At 69.9% G+C, this 25,005-nt stretch carries 18 protein-coding genes, 1 tRNA gene and 1 pseudogene; 17 read left to right on the top strand and 3 right to left on the bottom strand.

From position 1 onward, the window contains the following. The first annotated feature begins 53 nt into the window (after nucleotides 1–53). The 3 genes from trpA to AB0E90_RS04360 are packed head-to-tail and all read left to right on the top strand — an operon-like array spanning nucleotide 54 to nucleotide 3,297. Entirely contained in the window at nucleotides 54–857 is an 804-nt protein-coding gene (trpA, locus tag AB0E90_RS04370) for a tryptophan synthase subunit alpha (RefSeq protein WP_360398921.1), read from the top strand. A gap of 50 nt (nucleotides 858–907) precedes the next feature. Continuing rightward, on the top strand, nucleotides 908–2,092 hold the full coding sequence (lgt, locus tag AB0E90_RS04365; RefSeq protein ID WP_360398918.1) for a prolipoprotein diacylglyceryl transferase: 1,185 nt from the start codon (nucleotides 908–910) through the stop codon (nucleotides 2,090–2,092). Nucleotides 2,093–2,106: 14 nt separating this feature from the next. Beyond that, nucleotides 2,107–3,297, top strand: a complete 1,191-nt coding sequence (locus AB0E90_RS04360; RefSeq protein WP_360398915.1) for an NAD(P)/FAD-dependent oxidoreductase — start codon at nucleotides 2,107–2,109, stop codon at nucleotides 3,295–3,297. An 8-nt stretch (nucleotides 3,298–3,305) separates the two neighbouring features. Here AB0E90_RS04360 and AB0E90_RS04355 read toward each other — a convergent pair whose 3' ends face one another. Then, on the bottom strand, nucleotides 3,306–4,214 hold the full coding sequence (locus tag AB0E90_RS04355; RefSeq protein ID WP_360398912.1) for a GNAT family N-acetyltransferase: 909 nt from the start codon (nucleotides 4,212–4,214) through the stop codon (nucleotides 3,306–3,308). Between the two features lie 198 nt (nucleotides 4,215–4,412). Here AB0E90_RS04355 and gltB point away from each other — a divergent pair, with 198 nt between their 5' ends. From gltB to AB0E90_RS04335, 4 genes are all read left to right on the top strand, one after another. After that, on the top strand, nucleotides 4,413–8,963 hold the full coding sequence (gene gltB / locus AB0E90_RS04350; protein WP_360398909.1) for a glutamate synthase large subunit: 4,551 nt from the start codon (nucleotides 4,413–4,415) through the stop codon (nucleotides 8,961–8,963). After that, nucleotides 8,956–10,428, top strand: a complete 1,473-nt coding sequence (locus AB0E90_RS04345) for a glutamate synthase subunit beta (RefSeq protein WP_360398906.1) — start codon at nucleotides 8,956–8,958, stop codon at nucleotides 10,426–10,428. Before gltB ends, AB0E90_RS04345 begins: the two co-directional genes overlap by 8 nt. Nucleotides 10,429–11,257: 829 nt before the next feature. Further along, nucleotides 11,258–12,697 carry a pyruvate kinase gene (pyk, locus tag AB0E90_RS04340; protein ID WP_360398903.1) on the top strand — a complete coding sequence of 480 codons (1,440 nt, stop codon included), beginning with the start codon at nucleotides 11,258–11,260 and terminating at the stop codon, nucleotides 12,695–12,697. Further along, nucleotides 12,694–13,578: an acyl-CoA thioesterase II gene (locus AB0E90_RS04335; RefSeq protein WP_360398900.1), complete on the top strand. Its 885-nt coding sequence runs from the start codon at nucleotides 12,694–12,696 to the stop codon at nucleotides 13,576–13,578. The genes pyk and AB0E90_RS04335 overlap by 4 nt, the downstream gene beginning before the upstream one ends. A 12-nt stretch (nucleotides 13,579–13,590) precedes the next feature. Here AB0E90_RS04335 and AB0E90_RS04330 read toward each other — a convergent pair whose 3' ends face one another. Beyond that, nucleotides 13,591–14,424: a hypothetical protein gene (locus AB0E90_RS04330; RefSeq protein ID WP_360398897.1), complete on the bottom strand. Its 834-nt coding sequence runs from the start codon at nucleotides 14,422–14,424 to the stop codon at nucleotides 13,591–13,593. A gap of 118 nt (nucleotides 14,425–14,542) precedes the next feature. Here AB0E90_RS04330 and AB0E90_RS04325 point away from each other — a divergent pair, with 118 nt between their 5' ends. Then, nucleotides 14,543–15,088, top strand: coding sequence for an RNA polymerase sigma factor (locus AB0E90_RS04325; protein ID WP_360398894.1), 546 nt, complete (start codon nucleotides 14,543–14,545; stop codon nucleotides 15,086–15,088). Nucleotides 15,089–16,196: 1,108 nt separating this feature from the next. Here AB0E90_RS04325 and AB0E90_RS04320 read toward each other — a convergent pair. Then, nucleotides 16,197–16,270, bottom strand: a tRNA-Leu gene (locus tag AB0E90_RS04320). Nucleotides 16,271–16,402: 132 nt separating this feature from the next. Between AB0E90_RS04320 and AB0E90_RS04315 the strand changes: the two are divergent. The 9 genes and pseudogenes from AB0E90_RS04315 to AB0E90_RS04275 form a co-directional block, all read left to right on the top strand. Beyond that, a pseudogene (locus tag AB0E90_RS04315) lies at nucleotides 16,403–17,011 on the top strand (response regulator); the annotation flags it as partial. Nucleotides 17,012–17,371: 360 nt separating this feature from the next. After that, nucleotides 17,372–18,529 (top strand): branched-chain amino acid ABC transporter substrate-binding protein, encoded by a 1,158-nt coding sequence (locus AB0E90_RS04310; RefSeq protein ID WP_360398891.1) that lies wholly within the window; start codon nucleotides 17,372–17,374, stop codon nucleotides 18,527–18,529. An 86-nt stretch (nucleotides 18,530–18,615) separates the two neighbouring features. Then, the gene (locus tag AB0E90_RS04305) at nucleotides 18,616–19,566 is read left to right on the top strand and encodes a branched-chain amino acid ABC transporter permease (RefSeq protein ID WP_360398888.1); all 951 of its coding nucleotides are present in this window, start codon (nucleotides 18,616–18,618) and stop codon (nucleotides 19,564–19,566) included. Nucleotides 19,567–19,625: 59 nt separating this feature from the next. Continuing rightward, nucleotides 19,626–20,690 carry a branched-chain amino acid ABC transporter permease gene (locus tag AB0E90_RS04300; RefSeq protein WP_360399474.1) on the top strand — a complete coding sequence of 355 codons (1,065 nt, stop codon included), beginning with the start codon at nucleotides 19,626–19,628 and terminating at the stop codon, nucleotides 20,688–20,690. A 31-nt stretch (nucleotides 20,691–20,721) separates the two neighbouring features. After that, nucleotides 20,722–21,594 carry an ABC transporter ATP-binding protein gene (locus tag AB0E90_RS04295; RefSeq protein WP_360399471.1) on the top strand — a complete coding sequence of 291 codons (873 nt, stop codon included), beginning with the start codon at nucleotides 20,722–20,724 and terminating at the stop codon, nucleotides 21,592–21,594. Next, on the top strand, nucleotides 21,584–22,294 hold the full coding sequence (locus AB0E90_RS04290) for an ABC transporter ATP-binding protein (protein ID WP_360398885.1): 711 nt from the start codon (nucleotides 21,584–21,586) through the stop codon (nucleotides 22,292–22,294). Before AB0E90_RS04295 ends, AB0E90_RS04290 begins: the two co-directional genes overlap by 11 nt. 22 nt (nucleotides 22,295–22,316) lie before the next feature. After that, nucleotides 22,317–23,234, top strand: coding sequence for an ABC transporter substrate-binding protein (locus AB0E90_RS04285; protein WP_360398882.1), 918 nt, complete (start codon nucleotides 22,317–22,319; stop codon nucleotides 23,232–23,234). A 4-nt stretch (nucleotides 23,235–23,238) separates the two neighbouring features. Continuing rightward, nucleotides 23,239–24,243 (top strand): amino acid ABC transporter permease, encoded by a 1,005-nt coding sequence (locus tag AB0E90_RS04280; RefSeq protein ID WP_360398879.1) that lies wholly within the window; start codon nucleotides 23,239–23,241, stop codon nucleotides 24,241–24,243. After that, on the top strand, nucleotides 24,240–25,004 hold the full coding sequence (locus tag AB0E90_RS04275) for an amino acid ABC transporter ATP-binding protein (RefSeq protein ID WP_360398877.1): 765 nt from the start codon (nucleotides 24,240–24,242) through the stop codon (nucleotides 25,002–25,004). Before AB0E90_RS04280 ends, AB0E90_RS04275 begins: the two co-directional genes overlap by 4 nt. The last annotated feature ends 1 nt before the right edge of the window (nucleotide 25,005 follow it).

Below are 25,005 nucleotides of genomic sequence, written 5' to 3'. Positions count from 1 at the left end.
CCCACTCAGGCCGCAGGCGAGGGCCAGAAGAGCATGCCCAAGGAGAACCCGGAGTGAGCATTTCCGACACCTTCCACAAGGCGAAGGCGGAGGACCGGGCGGTTCTCGTCGGCTGCATGCCGGCCGGTTTCCCGACCGTCGACGACAGCATCGCCTCGATGATCGCGATGCACGAGGCCGGCTGCGACGTCATCGAGGTCGAGCTGCCCTACTCCGACCCGGTGATGGACGGCCCGGTCATCCAGAAGGCCAGCGACATCGCCCTCGCCGCCGGCGTGCGCACCCGCGACACGCTGCGGATCATCGAGGCCGTCGCGAACGCCGGCGCCACCGTCGTGCTGATGACCTATTGGAACCCCATCGAGAAGTACGGCGTGAACGCGTTCGCCCGGGACCTGGCCGCGGCCGGCGCCACCGGCATGATCACGCCCGACCTGATCCCGGACGAGGCGGAAGAGTGGATCGCCGCGTCCGACGAGCACCGGATCGACCGCACGTTCCTGGTCTCTCCCTCGTCGACCGACGAGCGGATCGCGATGACCGTGGCGAACTGCCGGGGCTTCGTCTACGCCACCGCGCTGATGGGCGTCACCGGCGCCCGCACCTCGGTGTCGAGCCAGGCCCCCGAACTGGTCGACCGGATCCGGCACGCCGACCGCGACATGGCGGTCGGGGTCGGCCTTGGCGTCGGCAACGGCAAGCAGGCCGCCGAGGTGGCGGCCTTCGCCGACGGCGTGATCGTCGGCAGCGCGCTGATCCGCTGCGTCCTCGATGCCCCCGACCGGCCGACCGGGCTGTCCCGGCTGCGTGCGCTCAGCGCGGAGTTGGCCGAGGGAGTGCGTAACCCGCAAAAGTAGAGCCGCCCTGGGCGACCACGGCGAGCGTCGCGACGGTAGCGTGTGCACCCGTGAACTTTGCCGCGATCCCGAGTCCGACAACGTCCGTCTGGCACCTGCTGGGCCTGCCCATCCGGGCATACGCGCTCTGCATCGTTCTGGGCATCGTCGTCGCCGTTCTGCTCATGGAGCAGAGGCTCCGGCACCGCGGAGTGGCGCCCTGGGCGTCGCTCGACATGGCGGTGTGGGCCGTGCCGTTCGGCATCATCGGAGCCCGTGTCTACCACCTGATCACCTCGCCGGGTGACTATTTCGGCGCCGGCGGCGACCCGATCCGGGCCCTCTACATCTGGGAGGGCGGCCTCGGCATCTGGGGCGCGGTGGCCGGCGGCGCGCTGGGCGCCTGGATCGCCGCCCGCCAGCTCGGCCTGCCGTTCGCCATCTTCGCCGACACGCTCGCCCCGGCACTGCCGGTCGCGCAGGCCATCGGCCGGTTCGGCAACTGGTTCAACAACGAGCTGTACGGCAAGGCCACCACCCTGCCGTGGGGTCTGCGCGTGCACGACATGGACACGTCCAACCCCGGTCATGCCACCGTGATCGACGGCGAGGCGGTGACCAAGGCGGGCCTCTACCATCCGACGTTCCTCTACGAGGCGATCTGGGACCTCGGCGCGGCCGGGCTGGTCTGGGCGCTCGACCGGAAGTACAAGTTCGGCCGGGGCCGGGCCTTCGCGCTGTACGTGATGGCCTACACGGCCGGCCGCTTCTGGATCGAGATGCTGCGCATCGACGAGGCCACCAAGGTCTTCGGGGTCCGGCTCAACGTGTTCACCGCGGTCGTGGTGTTCGTGTGCGCGCTGGTCTACTTCCTGGTCGTCCGCGGTCCGCGGGCCTATGTGGTGCCGGACGACGCGCCCGAGACGGCGCTGCCGGCCGAGTCCGGCTCCGATGTGTCGTCGGTCGACGTCACCGAGGCGGGCACCGAGCCGCAGCGGGCGCCGAAGAGCTACCAGGTGGTCAGCGAGAGCCGGTTCGAGGCCTATCGGAGCACCGGGGTGCTTCCGCCGGACAGCGAGGCCGACGTGGCGCTGGAGGTGGCCGCGGGCGCCCATCCGCACGACGCCGCCGATCCGGCCGGGCCGGCCGGCGTGGGCGAGGCGGTGCTGGCGACCGGGGCCGCTGCCGGCTCCGAGCCCAAGAACAGCGGGGACGCCGAGACACCCGCGTCGCGCCCCGCCACCGACGAGAAATAACGCGGCCGGCCGGCGTGCGCACGGCGGTGGTTGTGGGCGCGGGGATGGCCGGGCTGGCTGCCGCCGGAGCCCTGTCGCGGGCCGGCTGGCAGGTGGTGCTGCTGGAACGCCGGGAGCGGGTCGCCGCTTCGCCCACGGCCCTGGTGCTGTGGGCCAACGGCCGGCGCGCCCTGGAATCGCTGGACCCGGACGGCGGGTGGGCCGGGATCGCCTCGCCGCTGCCCGACGGCGGCGTCCGCCGGCCGGACGGCCAGTGGCTGATCGCGCCGCGCGGCCGCGTCGGGGCCGGGCCCGCCCCGGCCGTGGTGCACCTGGAAGATCTTTACGACACGCTGGTCGCGGGTCTGGGTGACCGCGTCGAGATCCGCACCGGGTTCGACGTGACGACGGTCCGGGTCGGCCGCCGGCTGAAACCGGCCGTCGGCGACGGCCGTACCGTCCTCGAGGCCGATCTGGTCGTCGCCGCGGACGGCATCGACAGCCCGATCCGCCGTGCCCTGGCCCCGGAATCGGTGGCCGTCCGCTCCGGGTTCGCGGCCTGGCAGGCGGTGATCCCGGGTTACCGGGTGCCGCGCCTCACGCCGGAGCAGGCGGCCGGCGGCGAGACCCTCGGGGCCGGTTATCGCTTCGTCTCCTTCCCGCTGGGCGAGCGGGCGGCCGGCAAGGGCGGGATCTACTGGGTCGCCACCGCGGCCGGCGCGCCCCGCCCGGAATCCCCGGCGACCCAGCTGGCTCTGCTCCGGCGGTGGTTCGCGTCGTGGCACGCGCCGGTGGGCGACCTGCTGGCTGCCACCCACGCCGAGGACCTCGTGCCGCAGGAGGTCCGGGAGTTGCGCCCGCTGCCCCGGGCCTACGGCTTCGGATCCGGGCCGGGCGGCGTGGTCCTGCTCGGCGACGCGGCCCATGCGATGCCCCATCACCTCGGGCAGGGCGCCTGCCTGGCGTTCGAGGACGCGGCCATGCTGCGGGCGCTGGTCGCCGACGTGGCGCCCGGGCCCGATCTGGTCACCGCCATCGAGGCCTACAGCCGGGACCGGCGGCCCCGGACCACCAGCGTCGTCCGGCAGACCCGGCGGATGTCGGCCGTCGTCCAGGCCCGGGGGCGGCTGGCGCTGCGGGCCCGGGACGCGGCGCTGAACCACATGCGGCCCCGGATAATCGGCAACCACTCGCACATCCAGGCGGACTGGGTCCCGCCCGAATAGCGGCAGCCCTACAGCTGAGCGGTGGCCGGTTCGGCGATGCAGGCCGTGCCGGCCCGGCGAAACCCGACCTTCGTGTAGAGGCGGGCCACGTCGTCGTCACCGGCCGACAGGAACACCAGGTGTACGCCGTCGTTCAGCGCCTGCCGGGCCAGCTTGGCCGTGAGCTGGGAGGCATAACCCCGGCCGCGGGCCGAGGGCAGCGTGCCGACGCCGGCGATCTCGGCCACGTCGCCGTCGCGCATCACCGCGCCGGTGGCCAGGATTCCCTCGGTCGGGGAGGTGACCACCGCGGTGTGGTAGGCGCCGGAGCTCGCGCGCCGGCGGAACCCCTCCACCAGGTCAGGGCTCAGCTGCTCGGTGGCGACGTCGCGTTCGGCCGGCCCGGCCGCGCCGGTGGTCAGCGCCTGGTCGGTGGGGCCGAGGTTCTCGGCGGCCACCGCGGCCACCTCCTCCAGCGGAGTGTGGTGGGGCGGGTTGCCGAAGGCCAACTGGGCCACCGCCCGGGTGGCGGCCAGCTCGGCGGGGTATTCGGCGGATCTCGGGTCCAGGATCCGGATCTCGGCGCCGGGCACCGGCAGATCGGGGACCAGGGCCGCCGGATCCAGCGTGAGCAGGGGCGCCAGCAGCACGTCCAGGCCCGCCGAGCGGGCCGTCGCCAGCAGGTCGGGGGTGGTCTCGTGCACCCACTCGAACGCCTCGGGTGCGCCCAGCTCTCGTTGCCGGCGCCGGGCGGCAGTAATATCGGCAGCGGAAGGCGTCTCCGCCCCTATCCGGGGCCGGGCGTAGTAGGGCCACCCCTCGCCCTCGCGGACGAAGAGCACCAGCCCCCCGAACTCCTCCACACGTGCGTAGGGTCGGGGGAGAGCGTCATAGAAACGCTCGAGCCTGACGAAGACGTCGGTATCCGGAAGCGCCACCGCGCGAGACTACCCAATTCAGCGCAGCGTTGCGCTTTACGACTATTGGGCCGCCTGTTTAATCCGCTTCGTCATGGTGCAAGTGTGATCCATCCGAACTGGCGGAGATCGGTGCCCCTTAACGTAGACTCTAGAGACTTTGCAGGGCCGACGTCGTCCCGACCTTGATACGAAACACCAGTGACGACAGGAGGCCCGGTGGCATTTCCGCACCCCCAGGGGCTTTACGACCCATCCTCCGAGCGCGACGCCTGCGGTGTGGCATTCGTTGCCGACATACACGGACGCCGGTCGCACGATGTGGTCGCCAAGGGCCTGTCGGCGCTGATCCGTCTCGACCACCGGGGCGCGCGCGGCGCTGAGTACAACACCGGCGACGGCGCGGGAATCATGATCCAGGTCCCGGACGCGTTCTACCGTTCGGCCACCGGCATCGAGCTGCCCGAGGCGGGCTTCTACGCCACCGGTCTGGTCTTCCTGCCCAACGACACGGACGCGCAGGCGCGCGCCGTCAAGGTCTTCGAGAAGTACGCGCTCGTCGAGGGCGGCGAGATTCTCGGCTGGCGGGACGTCCCGGTGCGACCGGACGGGCTCGGCGCCACGGCGGAGGACGCCCGGCCGTACATCAAGCAGGTCTTTCTTGCTGCTCATCGGCTGACCGACACCGCCGCCGGGCCCAAGGACGAGCCGCTGCACGGCATCGAGCTGGACCGGGTCGCGTTCACCATCCGCAAGCAGGCCGAGCGGGAGTCCACGCAGCGCGGCGTCGGCGCCTACTTCCCCTCGTTGTCCTCGCGGACCATCACCTACAAGGGCATGCTCACGCCGGACCAGCTGCCCGAGTTCTTCCCGGACCTGACCGACGAGCGGGTCGCCAGCGCGATCGCCCTGGTGCACTCCCGGTTCTCGACGAACACATTCCCGTCCTGGCCGCTCGCCCACCCGTACCGTTTCATCGCGCACAACGGCGAGATCAACACGATTCGCGGCAACAAGAACTGGATGGCCGCCCGCGAGGCGCTGCTTCAGTCCTCCGTGCTGCCGGGCAGCATCAAGCGGCTGTTCCCGATCAACACGCCGGAGGCGTCCGACTCGGCCAGCTTCGACGAGGTGCTGGAGCTGCTGCACCTGGCCGGCCGGTCGCTGCCGCACGCGATGATGATGATGATCCCCGAGGCGTGGGAGAACGACCCGGGGATGGAGCCGAAGCGGCGCGCGTTCTACCGCTTCCACGCCTCGCTGATGGAGCCGTGGGACGGCCCCGCCGCGGTCGCGTTCACCGACGGCTCGTCGATCGGCGCCGTGCTCGACCGCAACGGCCTGCGCCCCGGTCGCTGGTGGCACACCGCCGACGGCCTGGTCGTGCTCGGCTCCGAGGCGGGCGTGCTCGACCTCGACCCGGCCACCGTCGTCGCCAAGGGCCGGCTGCAGCCGGGCAAGATGTTCCTGGTCGACACCGAGGCCGGCCGGATCGTGCACGACGACGAGATCAAGGCCGGGCTGGCCGCCGCCCAGCCGTACGACGAGTGGCTGCACGCCGGGCTGATCAACTTGGCCGACCTGCCGCCGCGCGAGCACGTCATCTACACGCACGACTCGGTGATGCGCCGCCAGCAGGTGTTCGGCTACTCCGAGGAGGAGCTCAAGATCCTGGTGGGGCCGATGGCGCGCACCGGGGCCGAGCCGCTCGGCTCGATGGGCACCGACACCCCGATCTCACCGCTCTCCACCCGGCCGCGGCTGCTGTTCGACTACTTCCACCAGATGTTCGCGCAGGTCACCAACCCGCCGCTGGACGCGATCCGGGAAGAGCTGGTCACCAGCCTGTCAGCCACGATCGGGCCGGAGAGCAACCTGCTCGACCCGGGCCCGGCGTCCTGCCGGCAGATCGTGCTGCCCTACCCGGTGATCGACAACGACGAGCTGGCCAAGCTGCTCTCCATCGACGAGGACGGCGACCTGCCGGGCTTCAAGGCGGTCCGGGTCTCCGGCCTCTACCCGTTGCGCGACGGCGGGAAGGGCATCAAGGCGCGGCTCACCCAGATCTGCCGGCACGTGTCGGAGGCGATCGAGGACGGCGTACGCATCCTGGTGCTCTCCGACCGCGACTCCAACGCCGACCTGGCGCCCATCCCGTCGCTGCTGCTCACCGCGGCCGTGCACCAGCACCTGGTGCGCGAGCAGACCCGCACGCAGGTGGCGCTGGTCGTCGAGGCCGGCGACTGCCGCGAGGTGCACCACGCGGCCACGCTGATCGGTTTCGGCGCCGCCGCGGTCAACCCCTACCTCGCGTTCGAGTCGGTCGACGACCTGATCGCCACCGGCCCGCTCGCCGGGATGGACCCGCGGGCGGCGGTGCGCAACTACGTGAAGGCGCTCGGCAAGGGCGTCCTGAAGATCATGTCGAAGATGGGCATCTCGACCGTCTCGTCGTACTGCGGCGCCCAGGTCTTCGAGGCCGTCGGCCTGGACAACCGGCTGCTCCAGCGCTATTTCGCCGGCACCAGCGGGCGGATCGGCGGCTCCGGGCTGGCCGAGATCCACGCCGAGGTCAAGGCGCGGCACGAGAAGGCGTACCCGGCGAACCCGGCCGAGCGGTCGCACCGCCGACTCGAAGTGGGCGGGGAATACCAGTGGCGCCGCGAAGGCGAGGTGCATCTCTTCAACCCGGAGACGGTGTTCCTGCTCCAGCACGCGACGCGCTCGAAGCAGTACGACGTCTTCCGCAAATACACCTCAAAGGTCGACGCGCTCGCCGCCGAAGCGGGCTCGCTTCGCGGGCTGTTCGAGTTCGCCGACCGCACGCCGATCCCGATCGACGAGGTCGAACCGGCCAGCGAGATCGTCAAGCGGTTCGCGACCGGCGCCATGTCGTACGGGTCGATCTCGGCCGAGTCGCACGAGACCCTCGCGATCGCCATGAACCGGCTCGGCGCCAAGTCGAACACCGGTGAGGGCGGCGAGGACGCCGACCGCCTCTACGACCCGCAGCGCCGCTCCGCGGTCAAGCAGATCGCCTCCGGCCGCTTCGGCGTGACCAGCGAATACCTGGTCAACGCGGACGACCTGCAGATCAAGATGGCGCAGGGCGCGAAGCCCGGCGAGGGTGGTCAGCTGGCCGGCAACAAGGTGTGGCCGTGGATCGCCAAGACCCGGCACTCCACCCCGGGCGTCGGCCTGATCTCGCCGCCGCCGCACCACGACATCTACTCGATCGAGGACCTCGCGCAGCTGGTCCACGACCTGAAAAACGTCAACCCGGCCGCCCGCGTGCACGTCAAGCTGGTCAGCGAGATCGGCGTGGGCACGGTCGCGGCCGGCGTCGCGAAGCTCAAGGCCGACGTCATCCTGATCTCCGGGCACGACGGCGGCACCGGCGCATCCCCGCTCAACTCGCTCAAGCATGCCGGCTCCCCGTGGGAGCTGGGCCTGGCCGAGGCACAGCAGACGCTGCTGCTCAACAAGCTGCGCGACCGGGTCACCGTGCAGGTCGACGGTCAGCTCAAGACCGGCCGGGACGTGGTCGTCGCGGCTCTGCTGGGCGCCGAGGAGTTCGGCTTCGCCACCGCGCCGCTGATCGTCTCCGGCTGCATCATGATGCGGGTCTGCCACCTGGACACCTGTCCGGTCGGCATCGCCACGCAGAACCCGGTGCTGCGCGAGCGCTTCAGCGGCAAGCCGGAGTTCGTCGAGAACTTCTTCATGTTCCTCGCCCAGGAGACCCGGGAGATCCTGGCCTCGCTCGGGTTCCGCAGCATCGACGAGGCCATCGGCCACGCCGAGGTGCTCAACATCCGGCCGGCGATCAACCACTGGAAGGCCAAGGGCCTCGACCTGGCCCCGATCCTGTTCGTGCCGGAACTGCCCGAGGGCGCCGCCCGGCGCGGTGTCGTCGCCCAGGACCACGGTCTCGACAAGGCGCTCGACAACAAGCTGATCGAGCTGGCCCAGCCGGCCCTCAACGGCGGCGCCAAGGTCGCCGAAGAGGTCACGGTCCGCAACGAGAACCGCAGCGTGGGCGCCATGCTGGGCGGCGAGGTGACTCGCCGCTTCGGTGGCGACGGCCTGCCCGACGACACCATCGCGTTCACCCTGCGCGGCACCGGCGGGCAGTCGTTCGGCGCGTTCCTGCCGCGCGGCGTCACCCTGCGGCTGGTCGGCGACACCAACGACTACGTCGCGAAGGGCCTCTCCGGCGGCCGGGTGGTCGTGCGGCCGGCCGAGAGCGCGCCGTTCATCGCCGAGGACAACATCATCGCGGGCAACACGATCCTGTACGGCGCGACCTCCGGCGAGCTGTTCCTGCGTGGCCGGGTCGGCGAGCGGTTCGCGGTGCGCAACTCCGGCGCCTCGACCGTCGTCGAGGGCGTCGGCGACCACGGCTGCGAGTACATGACCGGCGGCACCGTGGTGGTGCTCGGCCCGACCGGGCGCAACTTCGCGGCCGGCATGAGCGGCGGCACCGCGTTCGTGCTCGACCTGTCGCCGGCCCGGGTCAACCCGGAGCAGGTCGACCTCACCCCGCTCACCGAGGACGAGCAGGTCGTGCTGCGCGGCCTGGTGGAGAAGCACCTGACCGAGACCGGTTCGGCGGTGGCCGAGAAGCTGCTGGCCGACTGGCCGGCCGCGGTCGAGCGGTTCACCGCGGTGGTGCCGCGCGACTACAAGCGCGTGATGGAACTGATCAGGACCGCCGAAGCCGCCGGTCGGAACGTCGACGAAGCGGTCATGGGGGTCAAGAGTGCCTGATCCGAACGGTTTCCTCCGCTACGAACGGCAGCTGCCCAAGCGGCGGCCGGTGCCGGTGCGCATCCGCGACTGGCGGGAGGTCTACCCGCCAGCGGGCGAGGAGCTCATCCGCGACCAGGCCACCCGCTGCATGGACTGCGGCATCCCGTTCTGCCACGAGGGCTGCCCGCTGGGCAACCGCATCCCGGACTGGAACGACCTGGTCCGTACCGGGGCGTGGCAGGCGGCGTCCGAGGCGCTGCACGCCACCAACAACTTTCCCGAGTTCACCGGCCGGCTCTGCCCGGCGCCGTGCGAGGCCGCCTGCGTGCTGGGCATCTCCGACGACCCGGTGACGATCAAGCAGGTCGAGGTGGAGATCGCGAACCACGCGTTCGACCTCGGCTACGTCACGCCGCAGCCGGCGCCGGCCGCGTCCGGTTTCAAGGTCGCGGTGGTCGGTTCCGGCCCGGCCGGCCTCGCGGCCGCGCAACAACTGGCGCGAGCCGGGCACGCGGTCACGGTCTTCGAGCGCGACGATCGCATCGGCGGCCTTCTGCGGTACGGCATCCCCGACTTCAAGATCGAGAAGTCGGTGGTGGACGCCCGTCTGGACCAGCTCCGGGCCGAGGGCGTCGAGTTCCAGACCGGCGTGAACGTGGGCGTCGACATCACCGCCGACGACCTGCGCGAGCGGTTCGACGCGGTGCTGCTCGCGGCGGGCGCGCTCGCCGGCCGGGACACCCCGGAGACCCGCGGGCGCCGGCTCAACGGCGTGCACCTGGCGATGGAACACCTGGTGCCGTCCAACCGGGTCGTCGCCGGGCTGCAGGAGACCACGCCGATCGACGCGGCCGGCAAGCACGTCGTGATCATCGGCGGCGGCGACACCGGCGCCGACTGCCTCGGCGTCGCACACCGGCAGGGCGCGGCCGGCGTCATCCAGCTCGACCAGTACCCGTTGCCGCCCGAGGCCCGCGCGGCCGACCTGCACCCGTGGCCGACCTGGCCGGTCATCCTGCGCAACTACCCGGCCCACGAGGAGGGCGGCGACCGGGTCTTCGGCGTAGCGGTCCAGGAGTTCGTGGACGACGGCGCCGGCAACGTCAAGGCGATCCGCGTAGCCGAGGTAATGGTCGAACGAGTAGACGGCGTACGCACGGTGACGATCGTCGAAGGCACGGAGCGCGACCTCCCGGCCGACCTGGTGCTACTGGCAATCGGCTTCGAGGGAACCGAGCAACAGCCCTTGCTAGACCAGTTCGCCATAACCCGAAACCGCCGAGGTGTCCTGGACGCCGACGCCACCTGGCAAACCTCAGCCGAGGGCGTCTTCGTAGCGGGCGACATGCACAAGGGCGCCTCCCTGATCGTCTGGGCAATAGCCGAGGGCCGCTCCGCCGCCGCCGCCATCCACTCCTACCTAGGCGCCAAGGGCGACCTACCAGCCCCAGTGCTGTCAAACGCCCAGCCCCTAACCGCATAGCCACCCGCCGCCCGACGCCGGCCCGTTCCCCGGGCCGGCGTCAGCCGCATCCAGGGCCCCCAAGGTCTTGGGCCGCCCTGGTATCTACGTTGCCGGGCCACCCGATGCAGGGAACCGCCCCCAGATCTTGGGCCGCCCTGGTATCTACGTTGCCGGGGCACCCGATGCAGGGAACTGCCCCCAGATCTTGGGCCGCCCTGGTGTCTACGTTTTCCAGAGGCCCCGACTCACGGAACTACCTGCGATTGCCCCGTTGATGAGGAGGAAGCCGATTTCCCGACGCCGCGGGGTGTGCGGCGTCGGGAAATCGGCTTCCTCCTCATCAACTCCCCAGGGGCAATCGCCCGCTGAGCGCAGCGAAGCCATCAAGCTCAGCAGCCGTGCGCACCCACCCCAGCCCCGCACCCAGTGAGTGACGCACCCACCCCAGCCCCGCACCCAGTGAGTACACCGCCAAGCCCAGCCCCCCACGCCGCATGATCACTAACGCGAGAGACGCGTTCACGGCGTCTCCCCGCCCCGAGGTCGCGCCCGCGTAGCCCGGCACGCCCCCAATCCGGCGGAAACAACCCACCCCCGTACAAGATGAAATTGAATCTCAGCAAATACGGTTCGAAAGACCCGAAATATCGGAACGGAGGGGTTGTCGTCCCGCCTGGCGGGAGGGGAAGGCTAGGCTGTTGCGCGCGGTCGTCGAAGCCCGCCACGACGGCGTTGCGCGCCCTCCAGACACCCAGGAGAGTCTGTCCCGAGGACCCACGCCGCCCACAGAGTTCACCCTGTTGACGGGGGTCGGCCGCCGGGCCGATCCGAAAGAGAGACTAGCCTGATGGCTGTGACACGTCGCGTAAAAATCGTCTGCACCATGGGTCCCGCCACCGCGTCTCCCGAGCGCATGCTCGGGTTGGTCGAGGCGGGCATGGACGTGGCTCGAATGAACTTCAGCCACGGCAGCCACGAAGATCATCAGAAGGTGTACGACCTGGTCCGTGAGGCCGCTCGGCAGACCGGCCGTGCGGTGGCCGTCCTCGCCGACCTGCAGGGGCCGAAGATCCGGCTCGGCAAGTTCGCCAACGGGCCGCACGTGTGGAGCACCGGTGACCTGGTCACCATCACCAGCGACGACGTGCTCGGCACGCCCGACCGGGTCTCCTGCACCTACAAGAAGCTTCCGCAGGAGGTCAAGGTCGGCGACCGCCTCCTGATCGACGACGGCAAGGTGGCCGTCGAGGTCGCCGCCGTCGAGGGCAACGACATCCGCTGCCTGGTCATCGAGGGTGGCCCGGTCAGCAACAACAAGGGCGTCTCGCTGCCCAACGTCGCGGTCAGCGTGCCGGCGATGAGCGACAAGGACGAGGCAGACCTGCGTTTCGCGCTGTCGCTCGGCGTCGACCTGATCGCGCTGTCGTTCGTGCGCTCGCCCGACGACATCAAGCTGGTGCACAACATCATGATCGAAGAGGGCCGGATGCTTCCGGTCATCGCCAAGGTCGAGAAGCCCGAGGCGGTCGACCACCTCGAGCAGATCGTGCTCGCCTTCGACGGTGTCATGGTCGCCCGCGGTGACCTGGGCGTCGAGCTGCCGCTCGACCAGGTGCCGCTGGTGCAGAAGCGCGCCGTGCAGCTGTGCCGGGAGAACGCGAAGCCGGTCATCGTGGCGACCCAGATGCTCGACTCGATGATCGAGAATTCGCGCCCGACCCGCGCCGAGGCCTCCGACGTCGCCAACGCCGTGCTCGACGGCACCGACGCGGTGATGCTGTCCGGCGAGACGTCGGTCGGTAAATACCCGGTGCTCACGGTCAGCACGATGGCGAAGATCGTCACGACCACCGAGGGTGGTTCGATCCCGGTCCCGCGGCTGCAGCACGACCCGCGCACGCACGGTGGCGCTCTCGCCGTGGCCGCGTCGCAGATCGCCCGCAACATCGGCGCCAAGGCGCTGGTCGCGTTCTCGCAGACCGGTGACACCGTGCGCCGGCTGGCCCGGCTGCACTGCGAGCTCCCGCTGTTCGCCTTCACGCCGGTCGCCGAGGTGCGCGACCAGCTGGCGCTGAGCTGGGGCGTCGAGACGTTCCTGACCGACTTCGTGCAGCATACCGACGACATGTTCCGGCAGGTCGACGCGAAGATGCTCGGCCTCGGCCTGGCCAAGCCCGGCGACTACGTGGTCGTCGTGGCCGGCTCCCCGCCGAACGCCCCGGGCTCGACCAACACGCTGCGTGTGCACCAGCTCGGCTCGCTCGTCGACCCGGCCACGGTGGTGTGACCTTGCCGTTGCACGGACAGGCCGCCGTCGACCAGCTTCTGGAGATCCTCGACCTGAAGCAGGTCGAGGCGGCCACGTTCGTGGGCGAGAGCCCGCAGACCGGCGCCCAGCGCGTCTTCGGCGGCCAGGTCGCCGGCCAGGCGCTGGTCGCGGCGGGTCGCACGGTCGCGCCCGACCGGTTCGTGCACTCGCTGCACGGATATTTCGTGCGTCCCGGTGACCCGACCGAGCCGATCGAGTTCCACGTCGAGACGATCCGGGACGGGCGCTCCTTCTCGGTGCGGCGGTCCACCGCCCAGCAGCACGGCCGGACGATCTTCTTCATGTCGGCGTCGTTCCAGGTGCGCGAGGAAGGCCTCGACCACTACCTTCCCGCTCCGGTCGGCGTGCCGAGGCCGGACGAGGTGCCGACCATGGCCGACTGGGTGCGCAAATACCCGTCCCGGGCCGGCATCTTCGCGACCTCGCCGCAGGCCATCGACGTGCGCTATGTGGGTGTGCCCGGCTGGGTGCCGCCCGGCGACCGGGTCGCGAGCGAGGAGCAGCGGGTCTGGATGCGGATCGACGGCACGCTGCCGGACGACCCGCTGATCCACGCGTGCGCGCTGGCCTACGCCTCCGACCTCTCGCTGCTCGACTCGGTGCTGTCGGCGCACGGCGAGGTGTGGGGGCCGGGCGGCGTGATCGGCGCCAGCCTCGACCACGCGCTCTGGCTGCACCGGCCGTTCCGTGCCGACGAGTGGTTCCTGTACGACTGCACCAGCCCGTCCGCCTCGGGCAGCCGGGGCCTGGCCACCGGCCGGATGTTCACCGAGGACGGGCGGCACATCGCCAGCGCGATGCAGGAGGGCCTGCTGCGGCGGGTCGGCGAGCGGAAGTAGCGCCGGCCGGCATCAGCGGCGGTGCTCGTCGCCCACTGCGGCCTCGTGCGCGCTCTCCGCGGTGTCCGGCACCGGCGGGATGTCCGCCTCGTCCACCGGCTGGTGGGTGGCCGCGCCGGTCACCCCGGCCTGGGCGAGGATGGCGTCCAGATCGGCCGTGGTCCGCATCACGTCGTCGTGGAACGCGTCGGCCCGGTGCCGGGCCCGGCTGGGCTGCGGCAACGACTCGAAATCCATCCGCCCGGCGGAATACCCGGCCACTCCGGCTTCGCGTTCCGGCGACAGCTCCAAAACGTCATGGTGTACGGCGGTGACCTCACGCAACCGCAGCGCCGTCACCAGATCGGCGACCGCGCGCAGCAGGCCGAGGCCGCCGAGCAGGACCACCATCGGTTCGGCCGTCCGGGCGAGCGGGCCGGCGGCATAGAAGCCGAGCGAGGCCTGCGCCACCCCGAGCGCCATCATCAGGCCCCAGGTGCGGTCGGTGCCCCGGTTCATGGTCGACACCGAGATGTCCAGCGCGCCCCGCACCATCAGGAACCAGCCCACCAGCGAGGCCGGCGTCGCATAGTCGGACCCGGGAACGACCAGAATGATCAGCCCGGTCACCGCGAACAGCCCGGCCATCCCCGCGTTCAGCCACCACGTGCGCGTGCCGGCCAGTGCCCGGACCCCCTCGCACAGCGCGCCGAACAGCACCACGGGGCCGGCCACGTCGGCCACACTGACCGGTTCCAGCCGCAGCACGCTCCACGCGATCGCCAGCCATGCCACGCCGCCGAACATCAGGAAGCCCCACATGTTCTCGCGCACGACTGTCAACGGCGACGAACCGGACCACAACATCAGGCCTCCAGCGAAGGTGTCCCTGCCATGACAACATCCGCGCCGACCACCGGCCCGGGGTTCAGGCAGATTCGGGCGGGGTAAGGCGGCAGGTAGCCCCACCCCCGGGAGACTGCCCGTGCGCCGCCCCGCCCCCACGCGCCCGCCCGCGGAGACCGACCTGGCCGGCGCGCTGCGTGCCGCCCAGGACGGCGACCCGCACGGCTTCGCCACGCTGTGGCGCGGCCTGCAGCCGGCCGTCCTGCGATATCTGCGGGTCGTCGTCGGCGAGCCGGCCGAGGACGTCGCCAGCGAGACGTGGCTGCACGTGATCCGTGATCTGGACCGGTTCCACGGCGATCTGGGGTCGTTCCGCGGCTGGCTGTTCCGGATCGCCCGGCACCGGGCCCTCGACGAGAAGCGGCGCCGGGCGTCCCGGCCGTCCCCGGCGCCGGCGCTCGACGCGGCGGCTCCGGACGCCGCCGCCGTGGCCGCCGAGCAGGCAGGCACCGCCTGGGCGGTCGAGTTGATCTCGACGCTGCCCGCTGACCAGGCCGAAGCCGTGATGCTGCGGGTGGTGGCCGGGCTCGACGTCGCCACCACGGCCGGGATTCTCGGCAAACGGCCCGGGGCGGTGCGCGTCGCCACGATGCGCGGCCTCCGGCGTCTCGCGGGGAAGGTGTAACGGAATGCGGCTCCCGCGCGCTCTTCTCCATGCGATGCGTACGAGAAGAATCCACCGCGTCGGCCCGACCGAGGCCGAGCGCATGGTTGCCGGCGACCTGCCCGGTCCTGATCTCGCCGCACTGAGAAAGCTCCTGGACGCCGCGGCTGCCCCCGCTGCGGCGCGGGAGCTCGCCGGCGAGAAGGCCGCGGTTGCCGCCTTCCGTGCGCATCGCACCCGTGCTGCCCGGGCCGCCCGTCGGCCGTCGAGGATGCGGGCCGGTGTCGTGAGTGTCGCGGCCGGTCTGGCTCTCCTCATCCTCGGCGGAACCGCCGTGGCGGCCCGGACAGGCAACCTTCCCGCGGATGCCCAGCAGCACGCGCATCGCCTGTTCTCGGCGCTGGGCGTACCAGCGCCGAGAACAGGCCCCACCCCGTCCCCGGCCCGGCCCGCTCCCACCTCGGCCCCGCCCCCGTCCCCTTCCGTGTCCGTTTCTCCCTCGTTGGAGGTCACCCTTCTGGGGTGGTGCGACTCCTGGAGCGGGTCGGCCGGGCCGGCGCCGCTGGACCGGGAGGGCCGCCGCCGGCTGGCGTCGGCGGCCGGGGGCGAGAACGGGATACCGAGTTTCTGCTCACGTCTGGCCGGCCCGCACAGCGGGTCAGCGCCCCCGGTCACTCCGTCCGGCCGGCCATCAAGATCGATGTCACCGAGCGCACCCGAAACGGGCACCCGTTATGCCACTCCGCCGGTGCGGGAACGGGCATCGCCGGGGCCGGCGGGCTCGACGCCTCGATGACCGTTGATTCGTTTACAGAGGCGTAACGCGGATATACGCGATTTTTGCCGATGGGCGCGGCACGATTTCCCGATCGGCCGGTGGAGGAAAGTATCCGCTCGCCGGGGCGGGAAATAGGAATTTCTCCCGTCCGGACGGCTTCGTGGCATAGAGAGTTCGTGACCCGAGTTGGGGGTGTGAGCCGATGTCCGGTCCCGCTTTGGATCTTGCGAAGGTGCCGGTGGCAGCGCGGAATGCCGTTGTTGATCAGCAGAGGCGCGGAACGGGAAGCGCCCGGCGGTGCGACACCGTGATGGCTCCCGCAATCAGCGCGCGGGATTTCGACAGTTTTTGTGCCCCCGGTGGGATTCGAACCCACACTGTATGGTGTTTGAGACCATCTTCTCTGCCGGTTGGAATACAGGGGCCGGCCCGCATCATCGCCGGCTTGAGATGGCCAAGCCAGGATGAGCTTCCGACAGCCTACCCACTACGCTTAGAGGGGCGACACCCACATACCGGGGTGTCGCGACTTCAGGAGTGTTGGGGGTAGGGGTTCCGTGGCCGACACGCAGGCTGGGGCCGATCGCAAACGGGTGCTGATCGCCGAGGACGAGGCTCTCATCCGGCTGGACCTGGCCGAGATGCTGGTCGAAGAGGGCTACGACGTGGTCGGCGAGGCCGGCGACGGCGAGACCGCCGTCCGCCTGGCCGAGGACCTCCGTCCCGATCTGGTCATCCTCGACATCAAGATGCCCATCATGGATGGCCTGGCGGCCGCCGAGCGGATCGCCGGTGGGCGGATCGCCCCGGTCGTCATTCTGACCGCATTCAGCCAGCGCGACCTGGTCGAGCGCGCCCGCGCGGCCGGCGCGATGGCGTACCTCGTGAAGCCGTTCCAGAAATCCGATCTGGTGCCGGCCGTCGAGATCGCCCTCTCTCGGTACTCCGAGATCGCCGCGCTCGAGTCCGAGGTCGCCGGTCTGACCGACCGCCTCGAGACGCGCAAGTCGGTCGAGCGCGCCAAGGGTGAGCTGATGACGAAATATCAGATGACCGAACCGCAGGCGTTCAAGTGGATCCAGCGCACCGCGATGGACCACCGCATGACGATGCGTGAGGTCGCCGACCGGATCCTGGCGGAGGGTCAGGAAACCGACGGCACCCAGGCCGGCGGCACCCAGGCCGGCGGCACCCAGGCCGGCGGCACCCAGGCCGGCGGCACCCAGGCCGGCGGCACCCAGGCCGGCGGCACCCAGGCCGGCGGCGCAGGGGCCGGCGGCGCGGGGGCCACAACCAGCTGATCTTGCCAATTTGATCTTGTCGAAACAAGGATGTTGTAACACCTTCCCCTGCCGGGGCGGCGATGCACGTAACGGTTCGGTGAAAGCGCGAACCAAGCCTTTTGCAGGCTCGCATCGTGGGATAGCGTCCCGGCCCATGACGGGCGCAGCGTGGTCGATCGTGCACGCAAGTGCCAATCGACCAGCGGTGGCTCGGTGGGTTCGTTTGGAGGAGGGGTTCCAATCTTGAGGCAGGTTCTCGCACGCGCCATCGGTGGCGTAGCCATGGTCGGCCTGCTGGTCGGCGCGGCTGCATGTGCCAAGGACGACGACGGCGGCTCCGGCACTACGGCGTCCAGCTGCGACAACAAGATCGCGTTCTTCGGCGCACTCACTGGCGGTAACGCTCAGCTGGGCATCAATATCCGCGACGGCGCGAAGCTCGCGGTCGATGAATACAACAAGGCCAACGCGGACTGCAAGGTCTCGCTGGTGGAGAAGGACTCGGCCGGCGACCCGGCGCAGGCTTCCGGCCTGGCCACCTCGGTGGTCCAGGACGCGAAGATCCTCGGTGTCGTGGGTCCGGCGTTCTCCGGTGAGTCGAAGGTGGCGAACCCGATCCTCAGCGGTGAGGGCGTCGTCATCATCACCCCGTCGGCGACCAACCCGGCGCTGGCGACCCAGGGTGTCAAGACCTTCCACCGTGCGCTGGGTAACGACGCGTCGCAGGGTCCGGGCGCGGCGTTCTACATGAAGGGCGTCATGAAGGTCACCAAGACCTTCGTCATCGACGACGCCTCGGAATACGGCAAGGGCCTGGCCGACCAGGTCAAGTCGACGCTCGGCCCGATCGTGATCGGCTCGGCGGTCGTCAAGGAGCAGCAGACCGACTTCGGCACGCTGGTCCAGGAGATCAACAAGTCGGGTGCGGACTCCATCTTCTGGGGTGGCTACCTCCGCGAGGCGGCGCCGTTCCTGAAGCAGTTCCGCGACGCGGGCGGCAAGGCCAAGTTCGTCGCCGGTGACGGCGTGAAGGACCCGAAGTTCGTGGAGGGCGCCGGTGCGGCGGCCGCCGAGGGCGCAATCCTGACCTGCCCGTGTGTTCCGCCGGAGAAGGCCGGTGGCACGTTCGCCGCCGACTACAAGACGGCGACCGGCCGCGACGCCAGCACCTACAGCGCGGAGGCGTTCGACGCCGCCAACATCCTGCTGCAGGGCATCAAGGCGGGCAACACCACCCGGGACAAGCTCGAGACGTTCGTCGACGGCTACACCGGTGAGGGTGTCACCACCAAGTTCAAGTTCCAGGAGAACGGCGACATCGACCCGTCCGCGGTGGCTGTCTGGGCCTACACCGTCAAGAGTGGCCAGATTGTGGCGCTCGAGCGGACGCCGACCTCCTGAGTCGGATCGCTTCATAGCAGATACGTGCGGCCGGGAGATCTCCCTCCCGGCCGCACGTCCTGTATGACATTTGCGCTGGAGTCGCCTTGAACTTTAAATTCGTGATCGACAACTTTGCGGCGCTCACCGTTACGGGGCTCACGCAAGGCTCGATCTACGCCCTGGTGGCGCTCGGATACACCCTGGTCTACGGCGTGCTGCGACTGATCAATTTCGCGCACTCCGAAGTGTTCATGATCGGCACCTTCGCCACCACCATCATCTGGGCGGCTCTGGGCTTCGGAGTGGGTGCGGCGGCGCCCAGCACGCTCGGCGTGCTCGGACTGATCCTCGTCGCGGTGATCGCGGCCGGCGCTGCGTCCGGCGCGACGGCGCTGGTCCTCGAGCGGGTCGCCTATCGCCCGCTGCGCAAGCGCAACGCGCCGCCCCTGATCTTCCTGATCAGCGCGATCGGCGCGTCGGTGGCGCTGATGGAGGCGGCCGGCGCGATCACCAGCCGGCAGCCGCGGGGCATGCCGAGCCTGGTCTTCCCGAAGGTCCAGTTCTCGCTCTTCGGCGCCGACGTCACCAACCTCCAGATCGGCATCATCTTCAGTGCCCTGTTGATGTGGATCGGGCTCGACACCTTCATCAACCGCTCCCGGCTGGGCCGCGGTGTTCGCGCGGTGGCGCAGAACCCCGAGGTGGCGGCGCTGATGGGGGTCAACAAGGACCGCGTCATCATGCTGATCTTCGTGCTCGGCGGCGCGATGGCCGGCGGGGCGTCGGTGCTCTACGACGTCAAGGTCGGTCTCACGACGTACTCGGTCGGCTTCCTGATCGGTCTCAAGGCCTTCACCGCGGCGGTGCTCGGCGGCATCGGCAACCTGCGTGGCGCTCTGCTGGGCGGCCTGCTCCTCGGCGTGGTGGAGAACTACGGCGCCGGTGTGTTCGGCAACCAGTGGATGGACGTGGTCGCGTTCGTGGTGCTGGTCGTCGTGCTGCTGTTCCGGCCCAACGGTCTGCTTGGCGAATCACTCGGAAGGGCTCGGGCATGAATGCGCTTCTCGAATCCGCGCGGCGGGCCGACGAGAGACGGGCGAAAGCCGCGGTCGGCATCCGCGATCGCTGGTCCAATCTGCCCCGCCCCTGGCGGATCGGTGTCCTGATCGCGTTCCTCGTCCTGCTCTACTCGCTGCCGGGCCTGGACATCCCGCTGATCACCACGCCGGACACGGACTTCACCTCGGTGCTGTTCCTCTGCGCGGTCTACGTCCTGGTCGCGGTCGGCCTGAACGTGGTCATCGGCCTGGCCGGTCTGCTCGACCTCGGTTACATCGGCTTCTACGCGGTCGGCGCCTACACGATGGCGATCCTCGGCTCGCCGAACTCGCCGGTCGTGGTGAAGTACCCGTGGATCGTCTGCGTGCCGATCGCGATCGCGGTGGCGATGCTGTCCGGCCTGATCCTGGGCTGGCCGACCCTGCGACTGCGGGGCGACTACCTGGCGATCGTGACGCTCGGCTTCGGTGAGATCATCCGGGTCTTCGCCCTGAACTCCGACATCACCAACGGCAACCGCGGCATCAACGCCGTGCCGACCCCGTCGACGGCGACCTGGCCATCGTGGATGACCTGGTTCCCGACCATCCACGAGGGCCGGCCGATCTTCAGCGTCTCCAGTGTGATCGGCTTCTACTGGCTCGCGCTGACCGTGGTGATCATCTGCATGCTCGGTGTGCGGCGGCTCGAGCGCAGCCGGGTCGGCCGGTCCTGGCTCGCGATCCGCGAGGACGAGGAGGCCGCCGAGCTGATGGGCGTGCCCACGTTCAAATACAAGCTGTGGGCGTTCGCCATCGGCGCGGCGCTGGGCGGCCTGTCCGGCGCGCTGTTCTTCAGCAAGCAGACGTTCATCAACGCCCAGGGCTTCGACCTGTTCACCTCGATCCTCTGGGTCGCGGCGGTGGTCATCGGCGGCGCCGGCAACCAGCTCGGGGTGGCGCTCGGCGCGATCCTGCTGGCGTACCTCCCGGAGCGGTTCCGCGAGTTCACCGACTACCGTCTGCTGATCTTCGGCGTGGCCCTGATCGTCATGACGATCTTCCGGCCGCAGGGTCTGCTGCCGAGCCGGCGCCGCAGCGTCGAACTCGAGGATCGAGCGAAGGAGGCTCCCGTTGTCTGAGAGTGTCGCCGCGGCGGGCGAGCGCCGCGCCATGCTCGAGGTCGACAACGTCACCATCCGCTTCGGCGGCGTGGTGGCGCTCGACGGGGTCGACTTCGTCGTGCGGGAGGGCGAGATCCTCGGCCTGATCGGCCCCAACGGCGCCGGCAAGACGACGTGCTTCAACGCGATCACCGGCGTGGCCAAGCCGACCAAGGGAGCGATCCGCTTCAACGGTCAGTCGGTGTCCGGCCGAAAGCGGTACAAGATCACGCGGCTCGGCATCGCCCGTACGTTCCAGAACATCCGGTTGTTCCCGGAGATGACCGCCCTCGAGAACGTCCTGGTCGGCGCGGACGCGCGGCACAAGACGAGCGTGGTCGGCGCGCTGTTCCGGACCTACCGGGTGCCGGTCAAGTCCGAAGAGCTGACCGAGATCACCGCGACCGGTGGCCTCGGCCGGCTCGGGCAGCAGCTCCGGCGCTCCGGCCAGCGGTTCTTCGGGCTCTCCCGGCACACGCTCGAGGAGCGGGCCGCGCGGGCCAAGGCGATGGACCTGCTGCGGCTGGTCGGCATCGACTTCCGCGCCGGCGAGCTGGCCCGCAACCTGTCGTACGGCGAGCAGCGCCGGCTGGAGATCGCCCGGGCGCTGGCCACCGAGCCGGGCCTGCTCTGCCTGGACGAGCCGGCCGCCGGCTTCAACCCGGCCGAGAAGGCCGAGCTCCTCGCGCTGATCCGGCAGATCCGGGACACCGGCGTCACGGTGTTGCTGATCGAGCACGACATGCGGCTGGTCATGGGCGTGACCGACCGGATCGTGGTGATGGAGTTCGGAAAGAAGATCGCCGAGGGGACGCCCGCCGAGGTGCGGGACAACCCGAAGGTCATCGCCGCATATCTGGGAGTGCCCGCCGATGCTGCTTGAGCTCAAGGACGTCTCCGTGGCGTACGGCCGGATCGTGGCCCTGCACGGGATCAGCCTGACCGTGGGGGAGGGCGAGATCGTCGCGCTGATCGGCGCCAACGGCGCCGGGAAGTCGACGACGATGCGGGCCGTCTCCGGCCTGCGCCCGGTGATGAAGGGCTCGATCCACTTCGACGGCCAGGACATCACCAAGACCCGGGCCGACCTGCGGGTCATCCGCGGTGTCTCGCAGTCGCCGGAGGGCCGGGGGATCTTCCCCGGCATGTCCGTCCGGGAGAACCTCGAGATGGGCGCCTACACCCGCCGCAACCGGCCCGAGGTCGACAAGGACCTGGAACGGGTGTTCGGCCTGTTCCCGCGTCTGAAGGAGCGGGAGAAGCAGTCCGGCGGCACGATGTCCGGTGGTGAGCAGCAGATGCTCGCGGTCGGGCGGGCGCTGATGAGCCGCCCCAAACTGCTTTTGCTCGACGAGCCCTCGATGGGGCTCGCGCCCATGCTGATCCAGCAGATCTTCGACATCATTGTGGAGATCAATGGGCAGGGAACCACCGTGCTCCTCGTGGAGCAAAACGCCCAACAGGCCCTTTCCCGGGCTCACCGGGCTTATGTTCTCGAGACCGGCCGGATCGTGAAGGAAGGCACCGGCGCCGAACTGCTGCACGACCCTGCGGTCAAGGACGCCTACCTCGGCGTTGCCTGATTGACTTCTTAGGAGACCACCCATGTTCCGCATTTCCCATGGCCGTCGGGCGATCCTCGGGCTGGCCGTCGCGGCGGCGCTGACCACCTCGATCGCCGCCTGCGGGTCCGAGTCCAGCGACGACACCGGAACCAGCGCCGGTTCCGCCCCGTCGGCGAGCACCGGGGTCGACGCGGCCCTGGCCGCCAAGGTCCCGGCCGACATCAAGTCGGCCGGCAAGCTGACCATCGGCACCGACTCGTCCTACGCGCCCAGCGAGTTCCTCGACTCCGACGGCAAGACCGTCATCGGCTTCGACGTCGATCTGTTCAACGCGGTCGCCGCCAAGCTCGGCCTCACCACCGACTGGCAGTCGGCCTCGTTCGACAGCATCATCCCCGGCGTCGCCAGCAAGAAGTACGCGGTCGGCGTCTCCTCCTTCACGGTCAACGCGGACCGGATGAAGGAGGCCACCATGGTCTCCTACTTCTCGGCCGGCACCCAGTGGGCGGCCAAGGCCGGCGCCACGATCAGCGCCGACGACGCCTGCGGCAAGAAGATCGCGGTGCAGACCGCGACCGTGCAGGTCGACGACCTCACCGCCCGGTCGAAGAAGTGCACCGACGCCGGCAAGGCGAAGATCACGATCGACCAGTACCAGGCCCAGTCGGACGCCACCAACGCCGTGGTCACCGGCAAGGACGAGGCCATGCTGGCCGACTCCCCGGTCTGCGCGTACGCGGTGAAGCAGACCAACGGCCAGCTGGCCCTGGTCGGCGACATCTACGACTCGGCCCCGTACGGCTACGTGCTTCCGAAGGACCAGGCCGACACCATGGGCGCCGCGATCCAGGGCGCGCTGGCGTCCCTGATCGCCGACGGCACCTACAAGACGGTGCTGGCCAAGTGGGGCGTCGACGCGGGCGGGATCACCACCCCTGCCGTGAACCCGACCGTCTAGCTTCATGACCGACACAGAGACCGAGCGGGCGCGGCCTGAACCCATCAAGGCCGTGCCCGTCCGGCACCCCGGGCGCTGGGTGACGATCGCGGTGATCGGCCTGATCACCGCGATGTTCCTGCACGTGCTGATCACCAACGATCAGTTCCGCTGGAAATTCATCTTCTTCTCGTACGAGCCGGGCAAGCGCGGTGTGCTGTTCACCGAGCCGGTGCTCGAGGGTCTGCGCGGCACCATCCTGCTCACCGTCACGTCGATGGTGATCGGCGTGGTGCTGGGCGTGCTCATCGCGATCATGCGGTTGTCCGACAACCCGGTCCTGAAGATCGTCGCGTTCGTCTACACCTGGTTCTTCCGGGCGGTGCCGCGGCTCGTGCTCGCCGTGCTGTTCGGCAACCTGAACATCCTGTGGAACCGGATCGGGTTCGGCCTGCCGTTCGATCACCAGATCGGCCGGTTGTTCGGCATCGACGATCTGAACGCGCAGTTCTACAGCGTCAAGGCGAGCGACCTGCTGGCCGGTTTCGTGGCCGGCATGCTCGCGCTGGGGCTGTCCGAGGCGGCCTACATGGCGGAGATCGTCCGGGCCGGCATCCAGTCGGTCGACACCGGCCAGGCCGAGGCGGCGACCGCGCTGGGCCTGTCCCGGTCGCAGGTGCTGCGGCGGGTGGTGCTGCCGCAGGCGATGCGGGTCATCGTGCCGCCGACCGGCAACGAGATCATCGCGATGGTGAAGGACACGTCGCTGGTCGCCTACGTGCCGGTCAGTTTCGAGCTGTACTTCCAGCTCAGTGCGATCAAGGCGCGCACCTTCGTGGTGTTCCCGGTCCTGGTCGCGGCCGTGATCTGGTATTTGATCATCTGCACCATCCTGATGATCGGTCAGTTCTTCCTGGAGCGGCATTTCGGCAAGGGCTACGGCGCGACCGGCCGGGCCCGGCAGCGGCTGCGGGACATCGGCGTCGAACAGGGCGGCCGGATCCCGATGGATGGGGGAGGGGCGACATGACCGCGGAGATGGTGCGGGCCGACAACGTGCACAAGTCGTTCGGCTCGCTCGAGGTGCTCAAGGGCGTCGACCTGGTGGTGAGCTCCGGCGAGGTGTGCTGCGTGCTCGGCCCGTCCGGCTCCGGCAAGTCGACGTTCCTGCGCTGCATCAACCACCTCGAGAAGATCAATGCCGGGAAGATCTTCGTGGACGGCGACCTGGTCGGGTACCACGAGCGCGGCGGCAAGCTGCACGAGATGAAGGGCTCGGACGTCGCCCGGCAGCGCCAGTCGATCGGCATGGTCTTCCAGCGCTTCAACCTCTTCCCGCACATGACGGCCCTCCAGAACGTGATGGAGGCGCCGTGCCGGGTGAAAAGGGAGAACAAGTCGGAGGTACGCGACCGGTCGGCCGCCCTGCTCGAACGGGTCGGGCTGGGCGCCAAGATGGACAGCTACCCCGGCATGCTCTCCGGTGGTCAGCAGCAGCGGGTGGCGATCGCCCGGGCCCTGGCCATGCGACCCAAGCTGATGCTGTTCGACGAGCCGACCAGCGCCCTCGACCCGGAGCTGGTGGGCGAGGTCCTGGACGTGATGAAGGACCTGGCCCGGGACGGCATGACCATGGTCGTGGTCACCCATGAGATCGGTTTCGCCCGCGAGGTCGGCGATCAGGTCGTGTTCATGGACGGCGGCGTCGTGGTCGAGCAGGGCACGCCGGACGCGGTCATCGGCAACCCGCAGCACCGGCGAACCCAAGCATTCCTGAGCAAAGTGCTGTAAA

Origin of the sequence: Actinoplanes sp. NPDC026619, assembly GCF_040638295.1 — a bacterium.
Classification (GTDB): domain Bacteria; phylum Actinomycetota; class Actinomycetes; order Mycobacteriales; family Micromonosporaceae; genus Actinoplanes.
Note: the sequence above shows the minus strand (reverse complement) of the source record. Positions and strands in the feature narration are given on the sequence as shown.

Coding starts and splice junctions, on each gene's coding strand:
- pyk (WP_360398903.1), top strand. CDS start 11,258: ATGGCTGTGACACGTCGCGTAAAAATCGTCTGCACCATGGGTCCCGCC.
- AB0E90_RS04330 (WP_360398897.1), bottom strand. CDS start 14,424: ATGTTGTGGTCCGGTTCGTCGCCGTTGACAGTCGTGCGCGAGAACATG.
- AB0E90_RS04295 (WP_360399471.1), top strand. CDS start 20,722: ATGCTCGAGGTCGACAACGTCACCATCCGCTTCGGCGGCGTGGTGGCG.
- AB0E90_RS04290 (WP_360398885.1), top strand. CDS start 21,584: ATGCTGCTTGAGCTCAAGGACGTCTCCGTGGCGTACGGCCGGATCGTG.
- AB0E90_RS04285 (WP_360398882.1), top strand. CDS start 22,317: ATGTTCCGCATTTCCCATGGCCGTCGGGCGATCCTCGGGCTGGCCGTC.
- AB0E90_RS04280 (WP_360398879.1), top strand. CDS start 23,239: ATGACCGACACAGAGACCGAGCGGGCGCGGCCTGAACCCATCAAGGCC.
- AB0E90_RS04275 (WP_360398877.1), top strand. CDS start 24,240: ATGACCGCGGAGATGGTGCGGGCCGACAACGTGCACAAGTCGTTCGGC.